Below are 24,843 nucleotides of genomic sequence, written 5' to 3'. Positions count from 1 at the left end.
TCCCCCATGGCCAAAAGCGACCGACTGTTCCGACTGCTGCACCTGATCCGGGGTCTGCGCCCGCCGGTAACGGCTGCGCGGCTTGCTGCTGCAATGGAGGTATCCGAGCGCACGATCTATCGCGACATCGACAGCCTGCGCGCCGCCGGGGCCCGGATCGAAGGCGAGGCAGGTCTCGGCTACACCATGACCGAGGACCCTGCCCTGCCACCGCAGACCTTTAGCCAGATCGAACTGGAGGCCCTGATGCTGGGGCTGGCCGATGTGAACCAGCGGGGTGATGCGGATCTGGCGCAGGCGGCAAATGATGCATTGATCAAGATTCTGGCTACCCTGCCCGAACGCCAGCAGCGCCAAGCAATGCATGCGGTCAATCTGGTACACCGGTTCAATGCGCCGCCGCAGGCGACGATCGACATGACCCTTCTGCGCGAGGCGATGTGGGCCGAGGAGGCGCTGGATATTGGCTATCGCGATCTGCAGGACGCGCGCACGCAGCGGCGGATCTATCCGCTGGCCCTGTCGTACAATGATCGCACTGTAATGCTGCTCGCCTGGTGTTGCAAACGGCGGGATTTCCGTTTCTTTCACGTCACCCGCATCGAAGGCTACGAGCAAACCGGCGAAAGCTTTCGCCCGCGCAGGGTTGCCCTGCTCAGAGAGTTTATCGAACAGCTAAAGGCGCGCTGTGAACCATCCCAGACAGGGTTCCCTTCATAGGCGCAGATCAGGGGAGGATCAGGTCGCGGCGGCGGCGGTCTCGCGGATCCGCTCGATCATGGCGCGCAGACCGTTGGAGCGCTGCGCCGAAAGGTGATCGTTCAGCCCCAAGCGGCCCAGTTCAGCCTTGGCATCCACGGCCAGAACCTCGGCCAGCGTCAACCCGTTATAAAGCGACCGCAGAACCGAAATCAGACCACGCACGATCATCGCGTCGCTGTCGCCGTCAAAATGGAACCGGCCGCCTTCGATCACCGGATGCAGCCAGACCTGACTGGCGCAGCCTTCGACCTTGGTTGCGGGGACCTTCAGCGCATCGTCCAGCGGGGTCATTTCCTTGCCCTGATCGATGACATGGCGATAGCGGTCTTCCCAGTCTTCCAGGAATTCGAAGTCCTCGACGATCTCTTCAAATGCGGCGCTGGCCATGAAAGGACAATCCCCTGTTGGTTACGGTGCGAGCAGATCAGCAGTTATGCGGCTGGCCCGGTCTTTTCAACCGCTTTTCAACGCAGCAGCAATCGGGTAACCACAATCAGGGAGAACTCAAACGGGCAGGACATCATGCGCAAACCCCTTTCACTACTCTTGGCCAGTGCAATTGTTCTGGCGGGCTGCGGCGGCTGGCGTGACTCCCGCATCAACCCGAGCAACTGGTTCGGCAGCTCCCGTGTGGCTGAGGCCCCGGTAGACGGCGATGTGAACCCGCTGATCCCCGAAAAGGTCGGCAATGGCCTGCTCGACAAACCCGAGGCCGAGGACCGCAGCGTTCTGATCGCTGAGGTCAGTGAATTGCGCATTGAAAAGACCCCCACCGGCGCCATCGTCTATGCCACTGGTGTTGCCTCGCGGCTGGGCGCCTTTGATGTCGAGATGCGCCCGGTGCCGAATGACGATCCTGCCGTTCTCGAATATGATTTCCGGGTGGTCTATCCCGAAGACGCCACCGCCGTGGGCAGTGCCTTCAGCCGCACCCTGCGCGCTGCGGTCAGCCTCGGAAGGCAGGATCTGGCGGGTATTCGCACGATCCGCGTCAACGGATCCGGCAACGCCCGCGAAAGCCGCCGTCGCTGATCAGGCGCCGTACGCGAACAGGCTGCTGCCCTTTGCACCCGCGCTTAGACCCTGACGACCACCAAAGGTTCGTCAGGGCAGTGTGAGAGATTTTTCGCAGGAACGGGTGCCGCTTAGAGGGAAACAACCTTCACGGATTGCCCCTGCGCCGCCAGCGCGATTTCCCCGTCACACAGACGTAGCGCATCGGCACCAAAGACTTCGCGGCGCCAGCCCGTCAGGGCCGCCACATCGCGCTGCCCGGCGGCGATAGCATCCAGATCAGCGCTAGGCGCGATCAGCTTGGCCGCGACGCCTGAACTTTCGGTCTTTGCCTTCAGCAGTACCCGCAACAGGTCCGCAAGCGCGGGATTGACCTGCAGTTTTTCACGGCTGCGGTCGGGCTTGGGCTGTTTTTCCGGCGGGCAGTTCACACCGCGGCCAACTGCCTCCAAAATACCTTCGGCGATGGCGCCCTTGCGGGCCTCGCGCAGCAGCAGGCGCGAACCACCCAGATCCGATCCGGTGCGCGGTTTGGTCGAGGCCAGCTCGACCAGTGCGTCGTCCTTGAACACACGGTTGCGCGGCACGTTGTTGCGCTGTGCGTAATCTTCGCGGAAGGCCGCCAGCTCGCGCACCACGGCCAGGAATTTACCCGAGGTGGTGCGGGTCTTGATCCGGCGCCAGGCCTCTTGCGGGCGAATGTCATAAGTAGCTGGGTCGGTCAGAACCTGCAGTTCCTCGGCCACCCAATGACTGCGACCGCTGCGGTCCAGCTCAGCCGCGAGGTATTCATAGATCCGGCGCAGGTGGGTCACATCCGCCAACGCATAGGTTTTCTGCGCATCACTTAAGGGGCGGCGCGACCAGTCGGTAAACCGCGAGGTCTTGTCGAGCCCCTGTTTCACGATCTTGCGCACCAGAGTTTCATAGCCCACCTGTTCGCCAAATCCGCAGACCATGGCGGCCACCTGCGTGTCGAACAGCGGTTTCGGGAAAACGCCCGCATCGACCCAGAAAATCTCCAGATCCTGCCGCGCGGCATGGAACACCTTCACCACGCTTTCATCGCGGAACAGCGTGTAAAGCGGCTCCAGAGACAGACCGTCGGCCAGCGGATCGACCAGCACCGCGTCCGTTTCACCATCGCCGGAAAACGCCAGCTGGATCAGGCACAGCTTGGAATAATAGGTACGCTCGCGCAGGAACTCGGTATCCACCGTCACATAGTCATGCTTGGCAGCCTCCTGACAGAAGGCAGTCAACTCTACGGTGGTGGTGAGTGTTTTCATCGGTCGCGGCTTTTCTTTATATTTCATGCGTATCACCCGGTGATACGCCCTTGGTTCCTGCAATGCAAACGGCGCGGGAAAGATCAGTCGATCAGAACCGGTGTCCGGTCCCCGGCTGCGTAACGACGCAGCACTGCCGGATAGAGCAGATGTTCCTTGACCAGAACCCGCTGGGCCAGATCCTCGGGCGTGTCCCCCGGTAGGATCGGAACCCGCGCCTGCCCCAGAACCGGGCCATCATCCAACGCGGGCGTGACCTCGTGCACGGTGCAGCCGTGTTCCTTGTCGCCAGCCTCCAGCGCGCGTGCGTGGGTGTGCAGCCCCTTGTATTTGGGCAGCAGCGACGGGTGGATATTCAACATCCGGCCCTGAAACTGCGACACGAAACCAGCGGTCAGAACCCGCATGAACCCGGCAAGGCAGACGATATCGGCGCCCGCCTCCAGAATGGGTTTGACCAGTTCCGCCTCAAACGCCTCGCGGTCGCCCTTGAACGGGCGGTGATCCACCACTGCGGTGGCAACACCGGCAGCGGCGGCCTTCTTCAGCCCGCCCGCATCGGCATTGTTGGACAGCACCAGACAAGGGCGCGCCGGATGGTCTCCGGTCATGCTTTCCAGCAGCGACACCATATTGGAGCCGCCGCCCGAAATCAGAATGGCAACCTTCTTGTGGCTCACAGCAGCTTGCCCGAATAACGCATACCCTCGCCCGCAGTCACCGTACCAAGGCGGCTGACGGTCTCGCCTTCGCCTTCCAGAACCTCGGTCAGCGCATCTGCGCGGTCGGCAGAGACCGACAGGATCATACCAATGCCGCAATTGAAGGTCTTCAGCATTTCTGCCTCGGCGATGCCGCCGGTTTCCGCCATCCATTTAAACACAGGCGGCAGGTCCCAGGCGCTGAGGTCGATATCGGCGCCCAGCCCTTCGGGCAGCACCCGCGGCAGGTTCTCGGTCAGCCCGCCGCCGGTGATATGGGCCAGCGCATGCACGCCCCCTGCCCGCACCGCCGCCAGCGATTGTTTCACATATAGCCGGGTCGGAGTCAGCAGCGCCTCCCCCAGAGTACCTTCGGCAAAGGGACAATCAGCATCCCAGCCGAGGCCGGAAACCTCGACCAGCTTGCGCACCAGCGAATAGCCGTTGGAATGCACCCCGTCCGAGGCCAGCCCCAACAGGACATCACCCTCTTCCACGCCTTCGGGCAGCGCGGTGCCGCGCTCCATCGCGCCGACGGCAAAACCCGCAAGGTCGAAATCGCCTTCGGGATACATGCCCGGCATTTCTGCCGTCTCGCCGCCGATCAGCGCGCAGCCAGAGCGCACGCAGCCCTCGGCGATGCCTTCGATGATGCGGGCGGCGGTTTCTGTGTCCAGCTTGCCGGTGGCGAAATAGTCAAGGAAGAACAAAGGTTCGGCGCCCTGACAGACCAGATCGTTGACGCACATGGCAACCAGATCGATGCCGACGCCGTCCACCACGCCGGTGTCGATGGCGATGCGCAGCTTGGTGCCGACGCCATCGGTGGCGCCAACCAGGATCGGATCATTGTAGCCGGCGGCTTTCAGATCAAACAGCGCTCCAAAACCGCCCAGACCGCTCATCACGCCAGAGCGATTGGTGCGTTTCGCGGCCGGCTTGATCCGGTCCACCAATGCATTTCCTGCATCAATGTCCACACCTGCATCCGCATAGGTCAAACCGTTCTTGCCGCTGGTCATCACTTGGCTCCTTTAGAAACGTTGCGCAGCCTTTAACGCAAGGCGCTTCGGAAGGGAACAAGGGAATCTGCCGCGCCGCAAGAGGCAGCACGGCAAACCTGTCAAACTGCGTCTCTCACGCCCGGATTACAGGCCGAATTGCCAAGGTGCCTGATGAAACCGGAAGCCTTTCCCTGCGCGCAGCACCTTGCCCAGCCCCGGGAAGTCCAAATGCATCCCGACAACCAGCAGATCATCCGCCGCAGCCCGGTCGAACATCTGCCGCCGTGTCTGCGCGGCCAGCGCCTGATCGACGTCAAAGGGAATGGTCCAGTCCGGCTCGGCGAATTGCAGGGCGGCGCTGTGAACAACATCGCCCCAGAACAACAGCGCCTCGCTGCCCGCATCAAGCATGAATCCGGTATGGCCCGGCGTGTGGCCGGGCAGCGGCACCGCGCTGAGCCCACTTGCGGCCTCAGCCTCGCCCGTCAGTAGTTTCAGACGGTTTGCGTAGGGTGCGACGCTGCTGCGCGCCGTCTGGAAGAAGCCGCGGCTTTCCTCGGGCACCGCAGCCAGAACCGCCTCATCGTGCCAGTAATCCCACTCCGCCGCAGCCACCGCCAGTTCCGCATTGGCAAAGGCGGCACGGCCATCCGGCGTCAGCAATCCACCGCTATGGTCAGGGTGGATATGGGTCAGCAGCACGGTCGTAATCTGCTCAGGCGTCACACCCGCCGCTGCCAGGGCCGCAGGCAGCGCGCCCAGATCAGGTCCCATCAATTGCGCCGTCCCGGTATCGATCAGGGTATATTCACCGCCCTGCTCCACCAGATAGCCATTGACCGGGATTTCCAGACCTTTCGCATTTTCGCGATAAAGCGAGCCTGCCAGCGCCGCCTCTGCCTTGGCGGCGTCATAGCCGGTGAAAAACTCCGGCTTGATCGCCAGATGCCCATCCAGCAGCGCGGTGATCCGCGCATCGCCCAGTGTGAACTGATGTAGCACTGGCGTCGGCCCCTGCGGCGCCGCAGCAGCAGGAGTGATCAATGCAGGTGCTGCAGCCGCCGCTGGGGCGATCGCAGCGGCTTTCAAAAGGGTTCTTCGGGTGATAGTCATAAGGTGCTCCAATATCTGATCAGCGGATTTTCCCCGCACCCTGCAGATAAGACGCACATATCTTAGGTATCAGTCACAAAAGTCAGATACCGATTATAAGCTTTGCTAATAGGTACATCATGGACCGGCTTTCACTTCTGGAAACATTTGTCGTGGCACTGGATGAAGGCAGCCTGAACCGCGCAGCGCAGCGCCGGGGTATGACCCAATCCGCCGTCAGCCAGCAGATCAAGCAACTGGAGAGCCTGCTGGGCCAGCAACTGCTGCACCGCAGTGCTCGCGGGGTGCAGGCCACCCGCGCCGGGGATCTGGTCTTTACCCACGCGCAGGGGCTGCTGGGTGGCTATGACCGACTAACGGCCGAGCTGGACAGCCTGAACGCCAGCGTCTCCGGTACCTTTCGCATCAGCACCAGTACCTTCCTTGGCCGCAGCGTGGTCGGACCGCTTCTGCTGGAGCTGGACCGGCAATACCCCGATCTAGACATCGTCATGCGGCTGGAGGACCGGCTGGTCGACGTGGTGCGCGAGAATTACGATCTTGCCATCCGCAGCGGCAAGCTGGGCAGCACCGATGGCGTGGGCCGCAAGATCGCGGAGTTGGAAACCGTGCTCTTTGCCTCCCCGGCCTATCTTGATGCCGTGGGGCGACCGCAGCAGCCCGAAGACTTGTTAAGGCTTAAGTTCATCCAGTTGCACGAAGACCAGACCGAAGGTTTCTTTCCGCTGCACCGTGATGGCGAGGAAGTCCTGGCGCCGATACGGGTTGGTTTCACGGCAGACGATCCCGAACTCATCATTCAGGCGGTGACCAACGGCTCTGGCTACACCCGCGCCCCGCGTCCTTTTGTCGATGACCAGCTGCGCGATAGCACCTTCGAACAGGTGCTGCCGGAGTACAACGCCCCGGACAAGGACGTCTTTGCGGTCTTCCCCTCGCGCCACAGTATCGACCGGCGGCGGGAACTGGTGATCGATGGAGTGACAGAGCGCCTGACCCAAATACACCGCCGAGCGGCGCAGCCGAGACCCGCGACAATCACCGCTTGACCTTGCCCGCGCCATTTCCTAACCACTTGCTTACGGCGGGCCTGTAGCTCAACGGTTAGAGCAGAGCGCTCATAACGCTTTGGTTGCAGGTTCGAATCCTGCCGGGCCTACCACACCACCAATGACTTGCCTCAATGCCGCAGTACACCTGCGCACCCATCGGTTTTTCTTGCGGCGCAGCACCGCTGTTGCACAAGCCGACAGCGGCCGTACTTTTGCTTTAGAATTGCAGTGCATTTTTCAAGCGCTACGGAGCAGCCCCGGTCAAAGCGACATCGCCCCGACGCTGCCGCCACCGCAAACATACAGGGTCTGACCAGTGACAAACCCGTTCTCCGGATCGCAAAAGAACAGAAAGGCGTTCGAGATATCGCGCACCGTGCCGAGACGCCCCACCGGAATGCGCTTCGCCAGCTCTGCCTCACGGTCGCTGCTCTTGGGAATGATCCCCCAGAAGTTATCGGTCTGCACGGGGCCGGGAGAGACCACATTCACCGTGATGCCATGCCCGGCCAGTTCCAGCGCCCAGGTGCGGGCCATGCCGATGATCCCCGCCTTGGTGGCGGAATAGGCCGTACGTGTCGGCACGCCAAGCGCAGCGCGCGAACCGTTGAAAAGAACCCTTCCAAAGCCCTTCGCCTTCATCGCAGGCAAGAAGGCCTGCAACAGCGTCAGCGGGGCCGCAAGGTGCAGCTGCGTCAGCCCGGCCAGATCTTCGGGCGTCGCCTCTTCCAGCAGATTGGGCCAGATCATCCCGGCATTGTTCACCAGATGTGTCACATCATGATTGGCTGCGATTTCTGCTGCGGCCTGCGCCGTGGCGCTTGCGTCCAGCAGGTCGACCTCCACGTGGTGCAGGCCCGGATCCGACCACTCAGGCGCGCCGCGTGACAGGGAGACAACCGTGTATCCCCTAGCAATCAGGCGCTGCCCCAGATCGGCGCCAATGCCCTTGCTGCCGCCCGTGATCACGGCTGTATACTTGCTCATGTCGTCACCATTGCCAGCACGCGCAGGGGGCTGCCCGTACCGCCTTTAATCTTGAGAGGGGGGGCAATCAGCAGCGCGCCCGTGGGGGGCAGCTGATCTAGGTTGCGCAGGCATTGCAGCCCGAATTTGCCTGCCCCATGAAGCAAGTAATGCGCCGGATAGGGTGGCACGTAATGAGATCCCTGACCGGCATCGGTGCCAACGGTTTCCGTCCCGAACCCGCGAATGTCCCGCTTCAGCAGCAGCTCGATCGCTGCCGGGGTCGGCCCCGGTGAATGCGGCCCGTCCTCTGCCATGTTGAGATAGGCTGCCCCGCTGCGCTTGGACCAGTCGGTGCGCATCAAGACCCAGCTATCGGCAGGGATTTCTCCGTGTTCGGCTTCCCAAGCTTCGATGATCTCTGGTGTCAGCTCGAAATCGTCGTCCTTGGCCGCGCCTTCGGAACAGTCGATCACCACGACCGGTCCGACAAAGACGCCCGGGTCGATCTCATCCACTGCGCCATTGGGCACATCCTTGCCCGACACCCAGTGGATAGGAGCGTCAAAATGAGTGCCCGTGTGTTCATTGAGGGTCAGGTTGTGCCACTTCCACGCGGGGCCGCGATGATCATAGGCGCTGACCTCTTCCATGCGGAAGCGGGCGCATTGGCCAAATTCCGGCGGCAGGATGATGACCGGAAAATCCGGGTCCAGCGTATGGGTCAGGTCCACGATACGCGCCGCACCGCTGCCCAGCGCCACGGCCACATCTGCAATAAGATCGCTCATGATCCGCCTCCGGTCATTTCCCGTTCCAGCAACAGCGCATCAGCCTGCCAGCGCGCATAGTGATCACGGGCGATATCGCCGCAGGTGACCTCTTCCAGCCCATCAACCAGCCCGCCGACGACCGAGCGCGCGACGGCGTTCGGCGTGACCTTGGGCGGCGGCAGCGGCTGAAACCAGGCATCACCCTCGATGGGGCCGATATAGACATTCATCACGCGCAAGCCGCTCTGGCGGAATTCGGCGCGCAGGCTTTGCGAGATCGACCGCGCCGCCGCCTGGGACGCCCCGAATGTGCCAAAACCCGGATCCGGCACCAGCGCCTGAACCGAGAGGATATTCACGAAGGCCGCCGCCGAATTGGTTCCATCCTGCACCCGCGCCGCCATGCCGGGGCCAAACCCCTGCGCCAGCCGCATCAGGCCCATGCTGTTCACCTCGAAACCGTCGCGGGCAAAGACCGTGTCATTGCCCATGATCCCGCCGGGGCGCACAAAGCTGGCCGTGTTGATCAGGATATCGACCTTGCCGCCGATCTCGGCAGCGAGCTTTTCGATCGAGGCCACATCCGTCACATCCAGCGGCAGAAGCGAGACATTCTCCAGCTGCTCGAACGCCGCCCGTTCCGGCCAGCTGCGCCAGGCCTCAGGCTCTCCCAGAAACACGTGAGAGGCACCAGCCTTGAGCAGAGCCTGCGTCAGGGCCAGAGCCACCGGCGCGCGCGCATCACTGATCAGGACGCGGCGGTATTTTGGATCGGACGACATCGCCCGCAGCACGGAATCATCTTGCATCGCATCGCTTCCTTTCTGTGGCAGCGCAACCAATACGCCTTGCCCGGCCCTGTCCAGTTTCAACGCCATGCGCACCGCATCACCGCGGCCAACCTCGCCATGCAGATGGCAGTTGAGCATGGGCCCGGCATCGAGTTTCACCGCCCCCATGCGCCAGGGCATCCGTTCACGGAAATAGGGTTCAGGCGACACACGGATCGTGGTTTCAGCCATGACCGTGCCGGATGGATCCACATCCTGCCAAGGCAGATCAGTGGACAGGCATTTGTGGCAGGCATCACGCGGTGGATATTGCACCGCCTGGCAGTCTGCGCAGACCTGCAGGCCAAAACAACCCTGCGCGGCCATCACACCCAGCCCCAACGCGGCCCGGCTGCGCGTGGCGGGGGGCAGCACCGGCACGGTGGTGCGTTTTTGCGGGTCTTTCTTTTTCGGCGGGGAAAGTGGCCTGATCATGTCGTCCCTCCTTCGATCACGGCGGCAGAGGAACAAAGACCCCGGTCATAGTTGATCACGCCAAAGCCCGACACGGCCGCCCGGCGGGCGCCCTCGACCTGGGTTGGTCCCGCTGTGCCCGTCACCTGTCGCAGTGCTTCGACCAGTCCAAGATAGCCGCCTGCGGCTCCGGCCTGTCCGACGGACAGCTGCCCGCCCGAGGTGTTATGCGGGAAATCGCCGCCGATGGTCAGATCATGGCGGCGCACAAACTCAGCGCCCTCGCCCTTGGCGCAGAACCCCAGGTCTTCGAACTGCATCATGCAGATCACCGGGTAATCATCATAGGTTTGCAGGACGTCGATCTCGTCAGGGCCATGGCCCGCCATCTGCCACAGCTCGTCCACGTCCACGGCCCAGCCGCCACGCAGCTGCATGGGATCCTCAGGAAAGGCATTGGTGCGCTCGATGGTGGCGCTGATGCGGGCAAAGGGCAGGCCCTTGGCCACGGCCATCTCTTCGCGCATCACCACAAAGGCCTCAGCGCCCGCGCAGGGCATCACGCAATCAAACAGGCCGATCGGGTCCGAGATCATGCGGCCCTCAAGGTATTGATCGAGGCTCAGCGGCTTTTTCATGATCGCCTGCGGGTTCTTCAGGGCATTGGCCCGCTGCGCCACCGCGATACGGCCAAAATCCTCACGCGTGGCGCCAAATTGTTGCATATATGCGTCCTGCAACAGGGCGAAGCTCGCGTTGGGGCCGCCGAACCCATAGGGAAAGGTCGCATCCATCGAGAACCGCGAAAAGGCGGACAGAAGGGTGCGGAAACTATCGATCCGGTTGGTATCCCCCGACACGCAGGCGATGACATTGGCATCGCCGCATTGCACCGCACGCGCCGCCCGGCGCAGGGCGGCAACGCCGCAGGCCCCGCCCATCGGAACGGTATCGAGCCACCGAGGCGAAAGGCCCAGATGCTGCGTCAGGCCGACCGGCGTATCGGGCGCCAGCGTGAAACTGGAGACAGAAAGCCCGTCCAGCTGCTGCGGGGTCATCCCGATCACGTTGAGCGCCTCGCGCAGGGCGCGGGCGATCCACCAATGGGCCGTCTCGTTGGTGTAGCGGACGTAGGGCACCGACACGGGGGCCGTTAAAACGACGCCATCATAGGGCAAGCGCCTCATGCCGCGCTCCGCTTTTTCAGATGCCGGGTATCAACGGTCTGCGGATCGGTCAGCAGTTCAGCGGCGCGCGCCTTCAACACCGCCCGTTGCAGTTTCTGGGTCGCGGTGACGGGCAGCTCGTCGACAAAGGCGATGTAGCCGGGCGCCTTGTAATAGGCCAGCTGCGTCAGGCACCAAGTGGTGATCTCTTCGGCGAGCTGCGGGTTGGCCGCATCTTTTGCAATGATGCAGGCAAAGACCTCGTCTCCCCTGATCTCATCAGGGACAGCCGCGACCGCGACACCGGCAATTGCGGGATGGCGGGCCAGCACGGATTCCACCTCGACCGCCGCGATGTTTTCCCCGGATCTGCGGATCACGTTCTTCTTGCGGTCGACGAAATACATCGTCCCGTCCGCCGCGCGCCGCACGATATCGCCGGTATGGAACCAACCGCCTTCCCAGGCCTCATCCGTGGCGTCCGGGTTCTTGAAATATCCCGCAAAGAACCCCTTGCGCGGATCCGACCCTGCGTGACGCACCAGCAGTTCACCCTGATCGGCATCGGCGCCACTGTCATCCACCAGCCGCGCCTCGACCGTGTCCTGCGGCCAGCCGATGCAGGAGGTGCCCACATTGCGTGGTTCGCGGTTGGCACAGATCGTGGCCCCTGCCCCGGTTTCGGTCATCGCCCAAGCCTCGGTCAGGGCAAAGCCGAAGCGTTCCTCGAAGGGGGCATGGAGTTTTGGATCAATCCCTGCGCCAAACCCGAAGCGCACCGAATGATTGCGATCCTCCGCGCAAGGCTCCGCCCCCATCAGCATCGAGGGCATCACGCCCAGATAATGCAGGCAGGTTGCCCGGCTGCGGCGCACCGAGTCCCACCAGCTGCGTGGATGGAAACGATCCAGCGCCGTCAGGCAGCCGCCCACGGCAACCATCGCCATGAAGGAAAAGGCCATGGCGTTCATGTGAAAGATCGGCAGCGGCGTGATCATCCGCTCGCCGTCGGTGTTCAGTGCGCAAACGCCGGTTGCGGTGCTGTACCAGCGGCCCGCCTCGGTGAAATATTCATCGGTCAGGATACAGCCCTTGGGCTGCCCGGTGGTGCCGGAGGTATAGAGCAGCGCCGCCTCTGCATCGCCGGTCCTTGCGGCAATCGCCTCGGTCGTGACGGCCCGTGGCAGAGGGTCACCGAGTGTCACCACAGGCATCTGGACCTTGGCCGCCTCAGCGGCGCTGCGCAGCTCGTCCGCGCGGCTGGCCAGCGACAAGGCCAGAACAGGTTCGCCGTGCCCGATCATATATTCCATCTCTGCAGCGCGCAGATCGGGGTTCACGGGAACGACGGAGATCCCCAGCGCATTGAAGGCCAGCCACCACAGGAAATAGCTGGGCCGGTTTTCCAGCAGGACCATGACGCGCTGGCCCTTGACGTATCCGGCGGCCTCAATCTCTGCGACATGGTCCTGCACCGTCTTCAGGGCCTCGGCGTAGGTGATCTCACCTGTGTCGATCCCGTAGATCTCTGCCGTCTCAGGCAGCACATTCAGGAACGGGCGGTCGGGCCAGCGGGCGGCGCTTTCTGCAAATGCGCCAAAAACGGTCTGTGCGGTGATCATGGCAGCAACTGGATATTGCGGAAGGCCGCGTCGCAATTGAGGAGATCAACCCGCTTGCCCGCGATCCGAAGCGCCCCGTCCACCAGGGCGAGATCATGCCGCACGGTCAAGGCCAGCAACTGCTGCTCGTCCAGGCGCGTCTCCACGTAGTGCATCGAGGTATTGGTCACGAAACGGTCTTCGCCCATCTCGTCCACGAATGGGCGCTGAATGACATGATGACAGCGGCTTTTAGGCTTTTGGCTGAAGGTGCGCGCGCCGTTCAGACGCTCGACCCGCAGTTTCAGCATGAACATGTCCTCGTATAGAAGCGAGGTCTGATTGATCGGATCGGTCTGCTTGTAATCAAGCGGCATCCAGTAGATCCCGTCGGGCAGCCAGAGTGACAGCCACTCGTCATAGCGCCCCTCGTCCAGCATCCGCACCTCGTCATAGATGAAATCGATCAGCTGATCCCGTGTGACACTCATTCCGCCACCTCCTGTTCCGGGGCATCATAGGTCATGAACTTGGCCCAGGCGTTGAACTGGTTGCGCATCTGGCGTTCGGTGGTGCCATTGTGGACGGCTTCCTCGCTGAAATCCTCGTCGTCTTCGAGAAGACGCTGGACATTGACCCATTCCATACCGTCGGCGTGCAATCCTTCCTGCGCGCGCTCGTACATCTCAAGGTCGTCATGCCCCACAATCGAGGTGGGCGCATTGATCATGCGGTTGTACATCGCCGTACGGGCGGTCAGCGCATCCGGCGCCCCAACCAGACGATAGATATAGCTTTCGACGATGGTCTTGTCGGCCGCGAGCGGGATGAAGACCCGCAACTGCTGGATCGGCCCCTTGATCATGATATTGGGGAAATAGACGGTGTTGTGGCGGTTGTCGTCCAGAATGGCCTTGGCCCGCTCTTCGCCGTAGCTTTCGGTCAGGGCCTCGAAGTATCCGGGAATGGCGGAGTAATCCGAATGGATCGAATGGCTGACACCCGTGTGCCCGTGCCCGTTGGGCCATGTACGGATCCCCATGCCCTCGAAGAACTCATAGGGAGACATGAAGGGCGCGATGATCTCCATCGCGGGGGGCTTGGGCGTGCCTTCCGGCAGGTCCAGCTCTTCGTATAGCTTCACTGCGGTTCCGGCGCTGCTTTCATGCGCGACCATCGGGTGGCAGGTATCGGTCTGGTTCTCGACCAGCATTTTCCAGTTGCAGTGGTGCAGATAGCGCAGCGGCGGGCCAACCACCTCAAGCCGACCTTCGGGCGAGCGGTCCACCATATTGTCGAGCGAGCTGAGGCTGTCGCCAAAGAACTCCTCGAAACTGATGCCCTCCTCGGCGAGCCGCGCAAAGATGAAGCCGCGATAGTTCTTGACGGCGCCGACCGCCTTCATGCCTTTGCCGCTTTCGGTGTCTTCAAGGCCGGTGCCCTCGTATCCCTTTTTGAGTGGGATCGCGAGCAGGCAGCCATCGGTCTTGAAGGACCACGCGTGATAGGGGCAGCGGAAGAATTTACCGGTGTTGCCCTGCCGGTCGATGACGATCTTGGTGCCCTTGTGCGGGCAGCGATTATAAAGAACGTGAATGTCATCCGCCTTGTGGCGCACCTGGATGACCGGCTGATCCCCGATCTGGGTCGCAAAGTAATCGCCCTTGGCCGGGGTCTGGCTTTCGTGGCCGACAAACACCCATGAATTGGCAAAGACGTGCTTCATCTCAAGCTTGAAGATGTCCTCGTTGATATAGACATCCCGGTGCACCTGATGGGGCTGCACAAGGGACGCCGCGGCAGTTGGGTTTCCTGAATAGCTGACCATGTCCGTTCCCCTATATATCCAGCACCAGCCGCGCGGATTTCGCACGGCTCACGCATATCTGCATCACATCACCAGCGGCGCGTTCCGCTTCGCTGAGCACAACATCGCGGTGATCCGGCAGGCCCTCGATCACATCGCATTGGCAGATGCCGCAATCGCCGCGCTGGCAATCGTAAAGGACATCGACGTCATGCTCCTCCAGCACCTCCACGATGGTTTTGTCCGCAGGGATGGTGAAGACCCTGCCATCGTTGATCTGCACCTCAAAGGCGCTGTCACCGTCCTGCGCCTCGGCTGCGGTGAAGAGTTCAAAATGCACATGATCCGCTGGAATACCGGCATCTTCGGCCTTGGCGCGCACCGCATCCAGCAACCCGCGCGGACCACAGACGTATAGATGCGCATCCCCCAGCCCACTTATGAGAGCATCCAGATCCAGCGCGCTCGTGTCATCATCGCAATGCAGGTGAAACGCCTCGCCAAAGGTGTCCGCCAGCCTCTCGTGATAGGCCATGGCGGCACCCGTACGGCCCGCATAGTGGAACGCGAATCTTTGGCCTGCCGCCTGCAAGGCCGCCGCCATCGAAATCATTGGCGTGACCCCGATACCGCCCGCCAATAGAACAGCCGGGGCGTCCAGCTTCACCGGGAAATCATTCTTGGGCGCTGCGAGAGTGACAGGATCTCCCACCGTCAGCGCATGCATCGCCTTGGAGCCACCCTGCCCCTCATCTTCGCGCTGAACGGTGATGCGGTATTCCTTCGGCGCGGACATGAGGCCCGGGTCAAAGGCCACCAGAGAATAGGCGCGGGTTCCCCCCGGCACGTCGAACTCGACATGCGCGCCAGCCTCCCATTCGGGCAACACGCGACCATCTGTTGCAGCCACTGTCAGGCTGCTGATACGGTCGGTCAGCGGTGCAACCTCCAGTACGACACCATCAATTTTGCTCACGGGAGTCCTCCTTTTGAAAGAATATGAAATTTCATATAACTCAGGTCAAGACATTTCTGGGCGTCGCCTTGGCGCATGCTGGGTGGACCTATGACAATGCCAGTGAGCCCGGATGGCACACCGGGGTTTGTGAGCAACTACCTGCTTTATCTGCTTGCTGCCGCCAGCGAAGGGGCCAGTGCCCAGTTTCACGCCCAAGTCCGCAGCTCGGGCCTGCGCGTGCCGGAATGGCGGGTGCTGGCCTGCCTGCACGACTGCGAAGGCGCGATGATTACGCAGCTGGCCCGGATCGCGCTGGTGGAGCAATCCCGCCTGACCCGCATCATCGCCCAGATGGAGAAGCGCGGACTACTGATCCGCCAAAGTGATCCCGAAGATGGCAGACGGGTCCGCGTCTTTTTGACGCCGGAGGGGCGCGCGTTGACCAACAGGCTGGTTCCACAGGCACAAGCCCATGAAAAAGCCTTGCTAGAACGCCTGACAGAGCACGGCGGACACCAACTGAAGCCCATACTGCATGCATTGCTGAACACCCTGGAAGAGGACGCGCCAGAGAAGCTTTAAGCAGAAAATAGTTTTCAAGACGGCAAAAATGGAGTTACATGAAAACGCATATACCTTCCAAATTGGGGCGCTAGACCCTGAAAATGGTATGAATCCAACATTCTGGGAGACACTCCAATGACCAAGCTAACCAAGATTCTGGCCAGCGCCGCCGTTGCGATCAGCATGGGAACCAGTGCATTTTCTGCCGAAACGATCACCATTTCCACATGGCTGCCGCCCACCCACCCGGTGAACACTGAAATGTTCGCTCAACTGGGCGAGATGATGTCAGAGGCGACAGACGGTGCCGTTGCAACCGAGCTGAAGAGCGGCCTTGCCTCGCCGCCTGCGCAGATGGATCTGGTCCTTGATGGCATCGCGGATGTGGCAATCCTGTTTCACGGTTACACGCCCGGACGGTTCGTCGGCACCAAGCTGGTCGAGATCCCCGGCTACGAGGGCAACGCCGAAGCCTCCTCGGTCGCTCATTGGCGGGTGCACGAAGCCATTCTCAAGGACCTGAACGAGCATCGCGGCGTCAAGGTCATCGCGCTGACGACCCACGGCCCGGGGCAGATCCACTCGAACAAAGAGGTCAACACCCTGGCCGATCTGTCTGGCCTCAAGACACGTTTGGGCGGTGGTGTCTCCGCAGACGTAGGCGCGAAACTGGGCCTTGTCGGCATCCAGGTGCCTGCCCCCAAGGTCTACGAGACGCTTGATTCTGGCGCTGCAGATGCCGTTGCCATGAACCTTGGCGAACGGATCAGCTTCAAACTGAACGAAGTTGCCAAGAACGTTTACGAAATGCCCGGTGGTTTCTATCGTGGCTCCTTCTCGGTCATCATGAGCCAGGAGAAATTCGACAGCCTGCCCGCCGATGTGCAGGAGGCCCTCGACAGCAAGGTCTTCGGCGAACCTGCTTCGCGGATGATGGGCGCGGTCTGGGACAAAAGCGACGCGACCGCACGCAAGCTGACCCTGGACACCGCGGACAATAAGATCGTTGAGGCCAGCGCGGAAGATCAGGCAGCCTTTGCCGTCATGGCCGCAGAGGTCCGCGACAAGATCATCGCAGAGGTGACAGCCGCAGGCATCGACGGGCAAGCCGCCTATGACATGATGGTCAAGGAAATGGCCGCCGCGTCCGGCAAGTAAACGATCCGGAAAACGGGACCGGCGCACAGATGGGCGCCGGTCCTTTCATATCCACCTGCGCTCAAGCGAGGCCCGATGCAATACGCCCTCCGGTTCCTGACCGCCCTTTCAAAACTGCCGATGTTCCTGGCCAACCTGTCCCTTTTTGCGCTGATGTGCCTGACCTTTGCAGATGTGCTGATGCGCTCGGTTTTCAATGCCCCGATCGAAGCGGCAACCGAACTGATCCGTATCGGCATTGCGCTTATCGTGTTCGCCGCCTTGCCGGTTCTGAGCGCCCAGAACGGCCATATCGCCGTTGATCTGTTGGACGGGCCGTTCCGCAGGATGAGACTTGAACGCTGGCGTGATGCGGCTGTTGCCCTGATCTGTGCTGTGATGCTGTGGTATCCGGCGGGCCGTGTTGTCGATCTGGCGGAACGCTCGCGCAGCTACGGCGACGTGACAGAATATCTGTCGATCCCCACCTTTTATATCGCCTATTTCATCGCAGCGATGATCTACGTCACCGCTGTCGCATTGATCGGGCGCGGCCTGCTGCACCTCATTGCGCCGCATATGCTGGAGGCCAAGAATGCTTGAATCCTTCCTTGGCTTTATCGCCGTCTTCGTTCTGGTCCTGCTGCGCATCCCGATTGCCTTTGCCATGGGTTTTGTCGGCATGATCGGGCTGATTTACGAAACCAGCTATCGCGCTGCGATTTCGATGGTCGGGCGCTTAATCATCGACACCGCACAGGACTATGGGCTCAGCGTCATTCCCTTGTTCATCCTGATGGGGCTTTTCGTCAACAAGGGTGGGATCAGTCGCGAACTCTACCGCGTCTCGAACGCCTTTCTGGGACATTTCCGTGGCGGTCTGGCCATGGCCACAATCGTGGCCTGCGGTGGGTTTGCGGCCATCTGCGGATCCTCTCTGGCAACGGCGGCAACCATGGCCAAGGTGGCCATGCCGGAAATGCGCAAATACGGATATGCAGACGGTCTTTCCAGTGCCTCCATCGCGGCGGGCGGCACCCTGGGCATTCTCATTCCGCCCTCGGTGATCCTGGTCATCTACGGGCTGCTCACGGAAACATCGATCGGCAAGCTGTTCATCGCGGGCATCGTTCCCGGCTTCCTTGGCGTCCTGTTCTACCTTGCGGCCGTGCGCCTGACCGTGATGCGCAACCCAGAGGCAGGCCCTGCCGGGACGCGTGCCACATGGGGCGAACGCCTGCAGGCGCTCAGCCATGTCTGGGCCGTTCTGCTGCTGTTTTTTCTGGTCATCGGCGGCCTTTACGGAGCGCTCAATTTCTGGCCGCTGAATCTCGCCTTTTCCCCGACCGAGGCCGCAGGCATGGGGGCAATGGGCGCCTTCCTGATCGCTCTGGCCCGGGGCAACCTGAATTGGCGAAGCATTCGCGAAGTCCTGGGCGAGACGGCTCTGACCACGGCCTCGCTCTTTGCGGTTCTTATAGGGGCCTGGGTGTTTTCCAACTTCGTCAATCTGGCCGGTCTGCCCGAAGGGCTACTAGCGCTGGTCACATCGCTTGATCTGGGGCCCTGGGTCGTGATGATCCTGATCATATTGATCTACCTCGGCCTCGGCTGCATCTTTGAAAGCATGTCGATGCTGCTTCTGACCGTACCGATTTTCTTTCCCCTGATCACATCGCTGGGGTTCGATCCGGTCTGGTTCGGGATCGTTGTCGTCGTCGTGATTGAAATCAGCCTGATCACGCCTCCCGTCGGCCTGAATGTCTTCATCCTCAAAGGGGTGGTTGGTGACGTTTCGACCGCTACCATCTTTCGCGGCGTGACGCCTTTCTGGCTGATGGATATCCTGCGCCTGATCCTGCTACTCGCCTTCCCTACGCTTGTGCTGTTCTTGCCAAGTCAAATGTAGGAAGCGCGGCGGAACTGGTGCTTGGAGTTTCGTGGGCCGAGGCGCATGTACCACGTGAGGGCGGCTCACCTCTCCGCCACCTAGCAAGGTATCGAGGATGGACCTGCCCCAACGGCAGGTCCAAACGCCTGTCAGCCTTTTCCGCCCAACATCTCCTCAACCAGGCGCTGCACCTCCAGCGCCTCTTGCGGGGTGGCAAGCCGGTGAGGTTTGCCCGCCCTGCACAGAAGGAAATCGTCCAGCTGCGCTTGCAGCGCGACGGTGCGACGGTCAGCCGGAGGTTGGGGCACCGGAACGAAGTCGCCCCCTTCCGAGATGGCATGGTCCGAGAAATTCGAAACCCGGTGGCTGGCCTTTCTGCCCTTGATGGTGAACTCCTGACGATCCGGCTGCGCACCGCCGACCGAAGCCAGAATCGACACCGGCAATCCTTCCTCGTTTTCCAGCCGGGCCAACAACGCCGTTTCGCACAGCGCCGGGTCCCCAGGGTAAGAGGGCTGCGCCCATGAGACGGTGAGCGGGCCAAAGATCCGCTGGGTGAAGAACAGGAAATGCGACAGGACCTCGCGCGTCATGCCGCCTTCGGCGCGGAACCGCAGCCAATCCGCCGCCTGCTGCCAGGCGCGCGGCCAGGCGGCATAGGTCACCACCATATCCACCCCGACGAGATCGCCCATTTCCCCTGCAAGGGCAGCACTGGAGATATCCGTTAGAGCCGCACCGGCGGCCTGAGTGAAATTCACCGCTGCTGGTACGCCGCTGGCCTTGAGCCCTGCCACCAGCGCCTCGCTTTCCGCCAGATCAACGCCCAGCGGTTTTTCCAGAAACACCGCTTTGCCAGCCGCAGCCGCCGCCAGGGCATAGGCTTTGCGCGGTACCGGAGGGCAAGCAAGATAGACCAGATCAGCCGCCGCGATCGCCGCCTCGGGCGAACCTGTCACCTCAGCCTCAGGCGCCAGTGCCTGCGCGGCTGCGCAAGCGTCCGCAGACGGATCCCAAAGGGCTACCGGAGTGTAGTCTTTGTGCAGGATCAGTTGCTCAAGCATCCGCTGCCCCATGATCCCCAGTCCGATTACCGCTGTCTTTACGGCCATGTTGGCTCCTGTTTTTACTTCCAATTGTATTGATCCAGCATCGCCGGATCAAAGGTCCCGCCCCACAGAGGTGGATCGGCTACTGTTGTTTGTCATGTGTAATTACAGACAGATCGGCGCTTCCGCAGCAGGCGCTTTGTGACAATTATCCCTAACACATGCAAAGAGAGCGATGCGACCTGTTTCCGGACCCCCATGCCACAGACGCCGCGATCAAAAGTAGCAGCCGCTCAGGTCTCAAAATGAAAACAATCTACGTATGACTGGAGCTTAGCGGTACCTCAATCACAAACCTCCGGTTACCTGACGGCACCTGCAAGCCGGAGTTGTGACCGCAGAAACGATCACAAAGCCTCGCTTTGCCCCTGTTGCCACGGCCAAGATTGCCCTTGGAATTAACCTGTATTGGCCCAAAACCGGCCATCGCCCACTTGCTGAGGGGCGACAGCGAATCCTGCTCTGCTGAGAAAGCTCAAAGATATGGGCAATCGACAGCCCGGCCCAAGCCCGGCAACACACCATTTACCACACAGGCTTTCCGCCTTGTTTTCAATATCTTCGCGATATACCGTCACTCTGTCCTCACGAAACAATGATCGACACCCTTTGTGCGAAACCGGACGCCATACGTATCAATATCGAAGATATCTTTTCATGCTCTCGCCTCTACGCTGCACAACTTGCCCCCAGGGTGTTCCGGTTAGGCCATGACCTGCCTGACACACCTGCATGTTACGCTGGCCGCTGCGACCGCTGCCATGCTCTGGGCGATCTGCGCCATGATCTTGTTCTGGGTCGCACGCAACACCCGCTTTGCGGGTAAGCCCGCCTTTCTGCTGACATTGAGTGCGATGCTGTGGTGGCTTTTTACCGTTGCCGCCGATCTCGCTTCGCCCGGAGAAGCCTGCAAGGTTGCCTGGTCCCTTGCTGCCTGGCCCGGCATCACCTTGCTGCCGATCGCCTGGTCCTTCTTTGTCTTCGACTACACGATGAATTCCAGCCGCCAGCGGCAACCGATCCGGTTGTTGCTCTATGTCGCTCTGCCAATCCTTGTCGCCCTCATCGCTGCCACCAACAGTCAGACGCAGCTGTTGTATGGTCCTGACACCCGGCTTGTGACCGAGGGCAAAAATACATTCGTCATTTTTGACCATGGCCCCCTGTTTTATGCGGTTGCGGCTGGGCTTTATATTTTTGTGAGCACCGCCCTTGGGCTGCTGACCTATGCGCTGATCCGGGCCAGGAAAATCATTCGGCCATTCCTCGCGGTGCTGATTTTCATCACCGCAGCGCCGCTCACGGCCAATCTGGCCTATATCTTCAATGGTTTCACTGTTTTCGGATATGATCCCACCCCCTTCATGTTTGCCGTGACCCTCATCGCGCTGAGCTGGCTGCTGCTGAACAACACGATGATGGATACCGTCGCACAGGGCCGGAGCCTGTTGTTCTATGCCACCCATGATCCGGTGATCATTCTGGACGCAGACGGTCGCTTTGCAGGGGCCAATCCCGCCGCCAAAATGCTGTTTGGTGAAACCCTTCCACGCCATGGCGACACGCTGGATCATCTGGACAAGATCGGTACGACACTGCAGTCCTTCCTGAACAGTGGCATTCTGGCCAACGCGGAACCGATCCGGCTCAACCAGCGTATCTTTGATCTGCGCGCGCTGCCGATCGAAAGCCCTATGCAAAGCAAGAGCCCGCTCCTGGGTTGGTCCGTTTCCCTTGTCGACATCACCGAAAGAGAACGGTCTGCCGAGGCCCTGCGCGAGGCGCTGGCGACAGCAGAAGCCGCCAACCGCGCGAAATCGCATTTTCTGGCAAATGTCAGCCACGAAATCCGTACGCCGTTGAATGGCATTCTGGGGATGGCCTCGGTGCTGAGCGAAACCGCGCTGGACAGGGAACAGCATGACTATCTTCGCATTATCGAGGATTCCGGTCAGGTGCTGCTCACGACGATCGGCGATGTTCTCGATCTGTCAAAGATCGAAGCGGGACGGATGGCTCTGGAAACCCGGCCTTTCGCACTCCGCGATGCAATCGAAGGTGCGCGATCACTGTTTTCAGCTAGAGCCGAAGAAAAACACCTGCAGCTCAGCGCCAGCATTCATGAGGATCTGCCTCAGATGATCGTCGGCGACGGACACCGGTTCCGCCAGGTCCTCCACAATCTGGTCTCCAATGCCATCAAGTTCACCCAGTCAGGCAGCGTCACCATCACAGCGGAACCCACGGCTGAGGGTAGCGAGCTGTTGGTCCGGGTCAGTGATACCGGTGCCGGCGTTCCCATCGGGGCCCGGCAGGCGATCTTTCTTCCTTTTCAGCAGGCGGATGCGGGCGACACACGCAAGTTCGGCGGAACCGGTCTGGGGCTGTCGATCTCCCGTCAATTGTGCCACCTGATGGGCGGCAGCCTGGAACTGGCCGATAAAGCCGGGAAAGGCGAAACCTTTGAAATCAGACTACCCCTGGTCCCAGGCCCTGACGTAGACACGGGACCGCTTCAGTCCACCACGGATGTCGCCACCTTGTCAGACGCTCCGGCGATGGAGGTTCTGGTAGTCGATGACAACAAGACCAACCGGCTGATCCTCGAAAAGTTCCTGTGCCATACCTCCTGCGAGGTTCACAGTGCCTGTAGCGGCACAGAAGCACTCGACATGGTGCGCGCTTCTGCCTTTGATGTGGTTCTGATGGATATTCAGATGCCCGGTATGGACGGCGTAGAGGCGACGCAGAAGATTCGCGCCATGGAACAGGCCACCCGTCGGCTGCCCTGCTTTATCGTCGCCGTCACCGCCAACGCCATGCCTGAGCAACTGGAACAATATTTGGCGGCAGGCATGGACGAGGTTCTGGCGAAGCCGGTGTCAAAGCCTCAGTTGCTGTCGCTCTTGCAACAGGTCCCCCGGAAGGCCGCATAGGGGCAGTTCAACGTTCCAGAACCGCCCCCATAGAGGCGGGGCACGTCAAATGTATGATTTGCGCGCAGCCTTTGACTGCGCGCGAATCCACTACCCGCAAGCCCGATTACTTCTGAGCGATGCGCCCATCGGTATAGGGCGAATATGCCCCTTGCTCTGCCAGATATTCCGCCAGCACATCCGCAAGATCGGGACCAAAGTCATAGGCGTTCTTGTCATCCCCTGAGAAGACCTTGTAGCCATCGCCCCCATTGCGCACGTAGTTGTTGGTTACAACCAGATAGGTCTTGGCTGGATCCAGCGGGGTAAATCCGTCGCCCATATCGACCATCACCTCCTGCACGCGCCCTTCGTTCGGGGCAACCGCAGGATCCCAGGTGAAGGTCAGCCCGGCCACCTGCGGAAAGCGGCCTTTGACCTCTTCCACCTGGCTGACACCGTTTTCAAGCGCAGCAATCAGTTCCTGACCCGAGATTTCAAAGGTCGAAAGCGTATTCTGGAACGGCAGGATGGTCAGAACCTCGCCCATCGTCACCTCGCCCGGCTCCAGGCTGGCACGGATACCGCCCGAGTTTGCAATGGCGATCTGCACGCCCTGATCCTTGACCCGGTCCAGCATCGCATCCGCAACAAGATTACCCATCTGGCATTCCTGAATGCGACAGGTCTGGCGGTCTCCGTCCACCGCAGCCGCAGCCTCGGCCACCACCTTGTTGCGGATCTCATCAAGCGGCTGCGCCAGCTCGGCGATACGGGCGACGGTGGCTTCATCCTCAGCCACGGTGCCATCCATGATCAGCGGCTCACCTACCGCCTCGACCAGGTTCCCAGCCTCATCAAAGGTCACGTTCAGCTCGCCCAGGAATTTGCCATAGGCATAGGCTTGCACGATGGGCACACCGTTCACCATCGTCGGATAAGGCCCAACCGCCCGATCCGAAACATTGGAGAGATAAGTGTTACTGTGCCCTCCTACGATCACATCGACCCCCTTGGTTTCGGCCGCAACGCGCTGATCTACACCATAGCCCGAATGGCTCAGCACGATGATCTTGTTGACGCCTTCCGCTGTCAGACGGTCGACCTCGGCCTGCACGGCAACCACCGGATCGGAGAAGGTGATATTCTTGCCGGGGCTGGCCAGCTCATGTGTGTCTTCGGGCGTAAGACCGATCAGACCGATCTTTTCGCCGCCGCGCTCGATCACCGTGGATTTCTTCAGCACATCGGCCAGCGCAGGTTCCGCGCTAACATCGGCGTTGGACATCAGCACCGGAAACCCGACGGAATCCATGAACCCGCGTAGCACCTCGGGGCCATCGTCGAACTCGTGGTTGCCGACGGTCATCCCGTCATAGCCCATCTTGTTCATCATCTCGGCCGCGGCTTTACCCTTGTAATAGGTGTAGAACAGCGAGCCCTGGAATTGGTCACCACCATCCACCAGGATCGAATTGTTGCTACGGGTGCGGGCATCGGCAATCGCGCTCACCAGACGGGCGGAACCGCCAAAGCATTTGCCCTCGGCGTTGTCACCCTCGCGGCAACCGCTGTCGTATTTGCTGATCGGTTCAAACCGGGAGTGGAAATCATTGGTGTGCAGAATGGTCAGCTTGTAATCGGCAGCAGCAACGCCCGCCGTCAGCCCCAGTGCCGCAACCGACATCAGGAAACGTGTCATCATCATCAGGACTCCCTTGTTTTATGATTGGAGGAATGGTGCGACCAAACAACGCGCCAGTCAAAGGGGAAAAAC

At 61.0% G+C, this 24,843-nt stretch carries 23 protein-coding genes and 1 tRNA gene; 9 read left to right on the top strand and 15 right to left on the bottom strand.

Annotation, left to right across the window (positions count from 1 at the left end):
• Positions 1-6 precede the first annotated feature (6 nt).
• The gene (locus JL2886_RS18705) at positions 7-720 is read left to right on the top strand and encodes a helix-turn-helix transcriptional regulator (protein WP_065273375.1); all 714 of its coding nucleotides are present in this window, start codon (positions 7-9) and stop codon (positions 718-720) included.
• Positions 721-738: 18 nt separating this feature from the next.
• Here JL2886_RS18705 and JL2886_RS18700 read toward each other — a convergent pair whose 3' ends face one another.
• Positions 739-1,149, bottom strand: a complete 411-nt coding sequence (locus JL2886_RS18700) for a SufE family protein (RefSeq protein WP_065273374.1) — start codon at positions 1,147-1,149, stop codon at positions 739-741.
• 135 nt (positions 1,150-1,284) lie between these two features.
• On the opposite strand from JL2886_RS18700, the gene JL2886_RS18695 reads away from it, so the two are divergent.
• Positions 1,285-1,794, top strand: coding sequence for a hypothetical protein (locus JL2886_RS18695; RefSeq protein WP_065273373.1), 510 nt, complete (start codon positions 1,285-1,287; stop codon positions 1,792-1,794).
• Positions 1,795-1,907: 113 nt separating this feature from the next.
• Here the strand turns inward: JL2886_RS18695 and rnd are convergent, their stop codons facing one another.
• The 4 genes from rnd to JL2886_RS18675 all read right to left on the bottom strand — a co-directional run bounded on the left by rnd (position 1,908) and on the right by JL2886_RS18675 (position 5,883).
• Positions 1,908-3,065, bottom strand: a complete 1,158-nt coding sequence (rnd, locus tag JL2886_RS18690) for a ribonuclease D (RefSeq protein WP_065273826.1) — start codon at positions 3,063-3,065, stop codon at positions 1,908-1,910.
• 83 nt (positions 3,066-3,148) lie between these two features.
• Positions 3,149-3,745: a phosphoribosylglycinamide formyltransferase gene (purN, locus tag JL2886_RS18685; protein WP_065273372.1), complete on the bottom strand. Its 597-nt coding sequence runs from the start codon at positions 3,743-3,745 to the stop codon at positions 3,149-3,151.
• Positions 3,742-4,788, bottom strand: a complete 1,047-nt coding sequence (gene purM / locus JL2886_RS18680) for a phosphoribosylformylglycinamidine cyclo-ligase (RefSeq protein ID WP_065273371.1) — start codon at positions 4,786-4,788, stop codon at positions 3,742-3,744. Before purM ends, purN begins: the two co-directional genes overlap by 4 nt.
• Positions 4,789-4,914: 126 nt before the next feature.
• Entirely contained in the window at positions 4,915-5,883 is a 969-nt protein-coding gene (locus JL2886_RS18675; protein ID WP_065273370.1) for an MBL fold metallo-hydrolase, read from the bottom strand.
• 119 nt (positions 5,884-6,002) lie between these two features.
• On the opposite strand from JL2886_RS18675, the gene JL2886_RS18670 reads away from it, so the two are divergent.
• Positions 6,003-6,932 (top strand): LysR family transcriptional regulator, encoded by a 930-nt coding sequence (locus JL2886_RS18670; RefSeq protein ID WP_065273369.1) that lies wholly within the window; start codon positions 6,003-6,005, stop codon positions 6,930-6,932.
• Between the two features lie 37 nt (positions 6,933-6,969).
• Positions 6,970-7,045 (top strand) — tRNA-Ile (locus JL2886_RS18665).
• Positions 7,046-7,196: 151 nt separating this feature from the next.
• Here the strand turns inward: JL2886_RS18665 and JL2886_RS18660 are convergent.
• From JL2886_RS18660 to JL2886_RS18625, 8 genes are read right to left on the bottom strand one after another with little or no spacing between them, the layout of a single operon-like run.
• Entirely contained in the window at positions 7,197-7,922 is a 726-nt protein-coding gene (locus JL2886_RS18660; protein WP_065273368.1) for an SDR family NAD(P)-dependent oxidoreductase, read from the bottom strand.
• Positions 7,919-8,692 (bottom strand): cyclase family protein, encoded by a 774-nt coding sequence (locus JL2886_RS18655; RefSeq protein WP_082996133.1) that lies wholly within the window; start codon positions 8,690-8,692, stop codon positions 7,919-7,921. Before JL2886_RS18655 ends, JL2886_RS18660 begins: the two co-directional genes overlap by 4 nt.
• The gene (locus JL2886_RS18650) at positions 8,689-9,939 is read right to left on the bottom strand and encodes an SDR family NAD(P)-dependent oxidoreductase (protein ID WP_065273366.1); all 1,251 of its coding nucleotides are present in this window, start codon (positions 9,937-9,939) and stop codon (positions 8,689-8,691) included. The genes JL2886_RS18655 and JL2886_RS18650 overlap by 4 nt, the downstream gene beginning before the upstream one ends.
• A complete protein-coding gene (locus JL2886_RS18645; RefSeq protein WP_065273365.1) occupies positions 9,936-11,105 on the bottom strand; it encodes a thiolase family protein in 1,170 nt (389 codons plus the stop codon). The genes JL2886_RS18650 and JL2886_RS18645 overlap by 4 nt, the downstream gene beginning before the upstream one ends.
• Positions 11,102-12,706 (bottom strand): AMP-binding protein, encoded by a 1,605-nt coding sequence (locus JL2886_RS18640; RefSeq protein ID WP_065273364.1) that lies wholly within the window; start codon positions 12,704-12,706, stop codon positions 11,102-11,104. The genes JL2886_RS18645 and JL2886_RS18640 overlap by 4 nt, the downstream gene beginning before the upstream one ends.
• Positions 12,703-13,176 (bottom strand): aromatic-ring-hydroxylating dioxygenase subunit beta, encoded by a 474-nt coding sequence (locus JL2886_RS18635; RefSeq protein WP_065273363.1) that lies wholly within the window; start codon positions 13,174-13,176, stop codon positions 12,703-12,705. The genes JL2886_RS18640 and JL2886_RS18635 overlap by 4 nt, the downstream gene beginning before the upstream one ends.
• Positions 13,173-14,513 (bottom strand): aromatic ring-hydroxylating dioxygenase subunit alpha, encoded by a 1,341-nt coding sequence (locus JL2886_RS18630; RefSeq protein WP_065273362.1) that lies wholly within the window; start codon positions 14,511-14,513, stop codon positions 13,173-13,175. Before JL2886_RS18630 ends, JL2886_RS18635 begins: the two co-directional genes overlap by 4 nt.
• A gap of 10 nt (positions 14,514-14,523) precedes the next feature.
• The gene (locus JL2886_RS18625; RefSeq protein WP_065273361.1) at positions 14,524-15,468 is read right to left on the bottom strand and encodes a PDR/VanB family oxidoreductase; all 945 of its coding nucleotides are present in this window, start codon (positions 15,466-15,468) and stop codon (positions 14,524-14,526) included.
• Between the two features lie 102 nt (positions 15,469-15,570).
• Between JL2886_RS18625 and JL2886_RS18620 the strand changes: the two genes are divergently transcribed.
• The 4 genes from JL2886_RS18620 to JL2886_RS18605 all read left to right on the top strand — a co-directional run bounded on the left by JL2886_RS18620 (position 15,571) and on the right by JL2886_RS18605 (position 19,060).
• Positions 15,571-16,032 carry a MarR family winged helix-turn-helix transcriptional regulator gene (locus JL2886_RS18620; RefSeq protein WP_420480632.1) on the top strand — a complete coding sequence of 154 codons (462 nt, stop codon included), beginning with the start codon at positions 15,571-15,573 and terminating at the stop codon, positions 16,030-16,032.
• Between the two features lie 117 nt (positions 16,033-16,149).
• The gene (locus JL2886_RS18615) at positions 16,150-17,172 is read left to right on the top strand and encodes a TRAP transporter substrate-binding protein (protein WP_065273359.1); all 1,023 of its coding nucleotides are present in this window, start codon (positions 16,150-16,152) and stop codon (positions 17,170-17,172) included.
• A 75-nt stretch (positions 17,173-17,247) separates the two neighbouring features.
• Positions 17,248-17,754: a TRAP transporter small permease gene (locus tag JL2886_RS18610; RefSeq protein WP_065273358.1), complete on the top strand. Its 507-nt coding sequence runs from the start codon at positions 17,248-17,250 to the stop codon at positions 17,752-17,754.
• Positions 17,747-19,060, top strand: coding sequence for a TRAP transporter large permease (locus JL2886_RS18605; RefSeq protein WP_065273357.1), 1,314 nt, complete (start codon positions 17,747-17,749; stop codon positions 19,058-19,060). The genes JL2886_RS18610 and JL2886_RS18605 overlap by 8 nt, the downstream gene beginning before the upstream one ends.
• Before the next feature lie 131 nt (positions 19,061-19,191).
• On the opposite strand, the gene JL2886_RS18600 is transcribed toward JL2886_RS18605, so the two are convergent.
• A complete protein-coding gene (locus JL2886_RS18600) occupies positions 19,192-20,154 on the bottom strand; it encodes a Gfo/Idh/MocA family protein (RefSeq protein WP_065273356.1) in 963 nt (320 codons plus the stop codon).
• 707 nt (positions 20,155-20,861) lie between these two features.
• On the opposite strand from JL2886_RS18600, the gene JL2886_RS18595 reads away from it, so the two are divergent.
• The gene (locus JL2886_RS18595) at positions 20,862-23,087 is read left to right on the top strand and encodes a hybrid sensor histidine kinase/response regulator (protein WP_065273355.1); all 2,226 of its coding nucleotides are present in this window, start codon (positions 20,862-20,864) and stop codon (positions 23,085-23,087) included.
• Between the two features lie 106 nt (positions 23,088-23,193).
• On the opposite strand, the gene JL2886_RS18590 is transcribed toward JL2886_RS18595, so the two are convergent.
• Positions 23,194-24,771: a bifunctional metallophosphatase/5'-nucleotidase gene (locus tag JL2886_RS18590; RefSeq protein ID WP_065273825.1), complete on the bottom strand. Its 1,578-nt coding sequence runs from the start codon at positions 24,769-24,771 to the stop codon at positions 23,194-23,196.
• Positions 24,772-24,843: the final 72 nt, after the last annotated feature.

The organism is Phaeobacter gallaeciensis (assembly GCF_001678945.1).
GTDB lineage: Bacteria > Pseudomonadota > Alphaproteobacteria > Rhodobacterales > Rhodobacteraceae > Phycobacter > Phycobacter gallaeciensis_A.
The sequence above is the reverse complement of the archived record's forward strand: the minus strand, read 5'-3'. Positions and strand labels throughout refer to the sequence as shown.

What these genes read in the sequence shown, in the direction of transcription:
- JL2886_RS18705 (WP_065273375.1), top strand. Translation starts at nt 7, where the DNA reads ATGGCCAAAAGCGACCGACTGTTCCGACTGCTGCACCTGATCCGGGGT.
- JL2886_RS18700 (WP_065273374.1), bottom strand. Translation starts at nt 1,149, where the DNA reads ATGGCCAGCGCCGCATTTGAAGAGATCGTCGAGGACTTCGAATTCCTG.
- JL2886_RS18695 (WP_065273373.1), top strand. Translation starts at nt 1,285, where the DNA reads ATGCGCAAACCCCTTTCACTACTCTTGGCCAGTGCAATTGTTCTGGCG.
- rnd (WP_065273826.1), bottom strand. Translation starts at nt 3,065, where the DNA reads ATGAAAACACTCACCACCACCGTAGAGTTGACTGCCTTCTGTCAGGAG.
- purM (WP_065273371.1), bottom strand. Translation starts at nt 4,788, where the DNA reads ATGACCAGCGGCAAGAACGGTTTGACCTATGCGGATGCAGGTGTGGAC.
- JL2886_RS18675 (WP_065273370.1), bottom strand. Translation starts at nt 5,883, where the DNA reads ATGACTATCACCCGAAGAACCCTTTTGAAAGCCGCTGCGATCGCCCCA.
- JL2886_RS18670 (WP_065273369.1), top strand. Translation starts at nt 6,003, where the DNA reads ATGGACCGGCTTTCACTTCTGGAAACATTTGTCGTGGCACTGGATGAA.
- JL2886_RS18660 (WP_065273368.1), bottom strand. Translation starts at nt 7,922, where the DNA reads ATGAGCAAGTATACAGCCGTGATCACGGGCGGCAGCAAGGGCATTGGC.
- JL2886_RS18655 (WP_082996133.1), bottom strand. Translation starts at nt 8,692, where the DNA reads ATGAGCGATCTTATTGCAGATGTGGCCGTGGCGCTGGGCAGCGGTGCG.
- JL2886_RS18650 (WP_065273366.1), bottom strand. Translation starts at nt 9,939, where the DNA reads ATGATCAGGCCACTTTCCCCGCCGAAAAAGAAAGACCCGCAAAAACGC.
- JL2886_RS18645 (WP_065273365.1), bottom strand. Translation starts at nt 11,105, where the DNA reads ATGAGGCGCTTGCCCTATGATGGCGTCGTTTTAACGGCCCCCGTGTCG.
- JL2886_RS18640 (WP_065273364.1), bottom strand. Translation starts at nt 12,706, where the DNA reads ATGATCACCGCACAGACCGTTTTTGGCGCATTTGCAGAAAGCGCCGCC.
- JL2886_RS18635 (WP_065273363.1), bottom strand. Translation starts at nt 13,176, where the DNA reads ATGAGTGTCACACGGGATCAGCTGATCGATTTCATCTATGACGAGGTG.
- JL2886_RS18630 (WP_065273362.1), bottom strand. Translation starts at nt 14,513, where the DNA reads ATGGTCAGCTATTCAGGAAACCCAACTGCCGCGGCGTCCCTTGTGCAG.
- JL2886_RS18615 (WP_065273359.1), top strand. Translation starts at nt 16,150, where the DNA reads ATGACCAAGCTAACCAAGATTCTGGCCAGCGCCGCCGTTGCGATCAGC.
- JL2886_RS18610 (WP_065273358.1), top strand. Translation starts at nt 17,248, where the DNA reads ATGCAATACGCCCTCCGGTTCCTGACCGCCCTTTCAAAACTGCCGATG.
- JL2886_RS18605 (WP_065273357.1), top strand. Translation starts at nt 17,747, where the DNA reads ATGCTTGAATCCTTCCTTGGCTTTATCGCCGTCTTCGTTCTGGTCCTG.
- JL2886_RS18600 (WP_065273356.1), bottom strand. Translation starts at nt 20,154, where the DNA reads ATGGCCGTAAAGACAGCGGTAATCGGACTGGGGATCATGGGGCAGCGG.
- JL2886_RS18595 (WP_065273355.1), top strand. Translation starts at nt 20,862, where the DNA reads ATGACCTGCCTGACACACCTGCATGTTACGCTGGCCGCTGCGACCGCT.
- JL2886_RS18590 (WP_065273825.1), bottom strand. Translation starts at nt 24,771, where the DNA reads ATGATGACACGTTTCCTGATGTCGGTTGCGGCACTGGGGCTGACGGCG.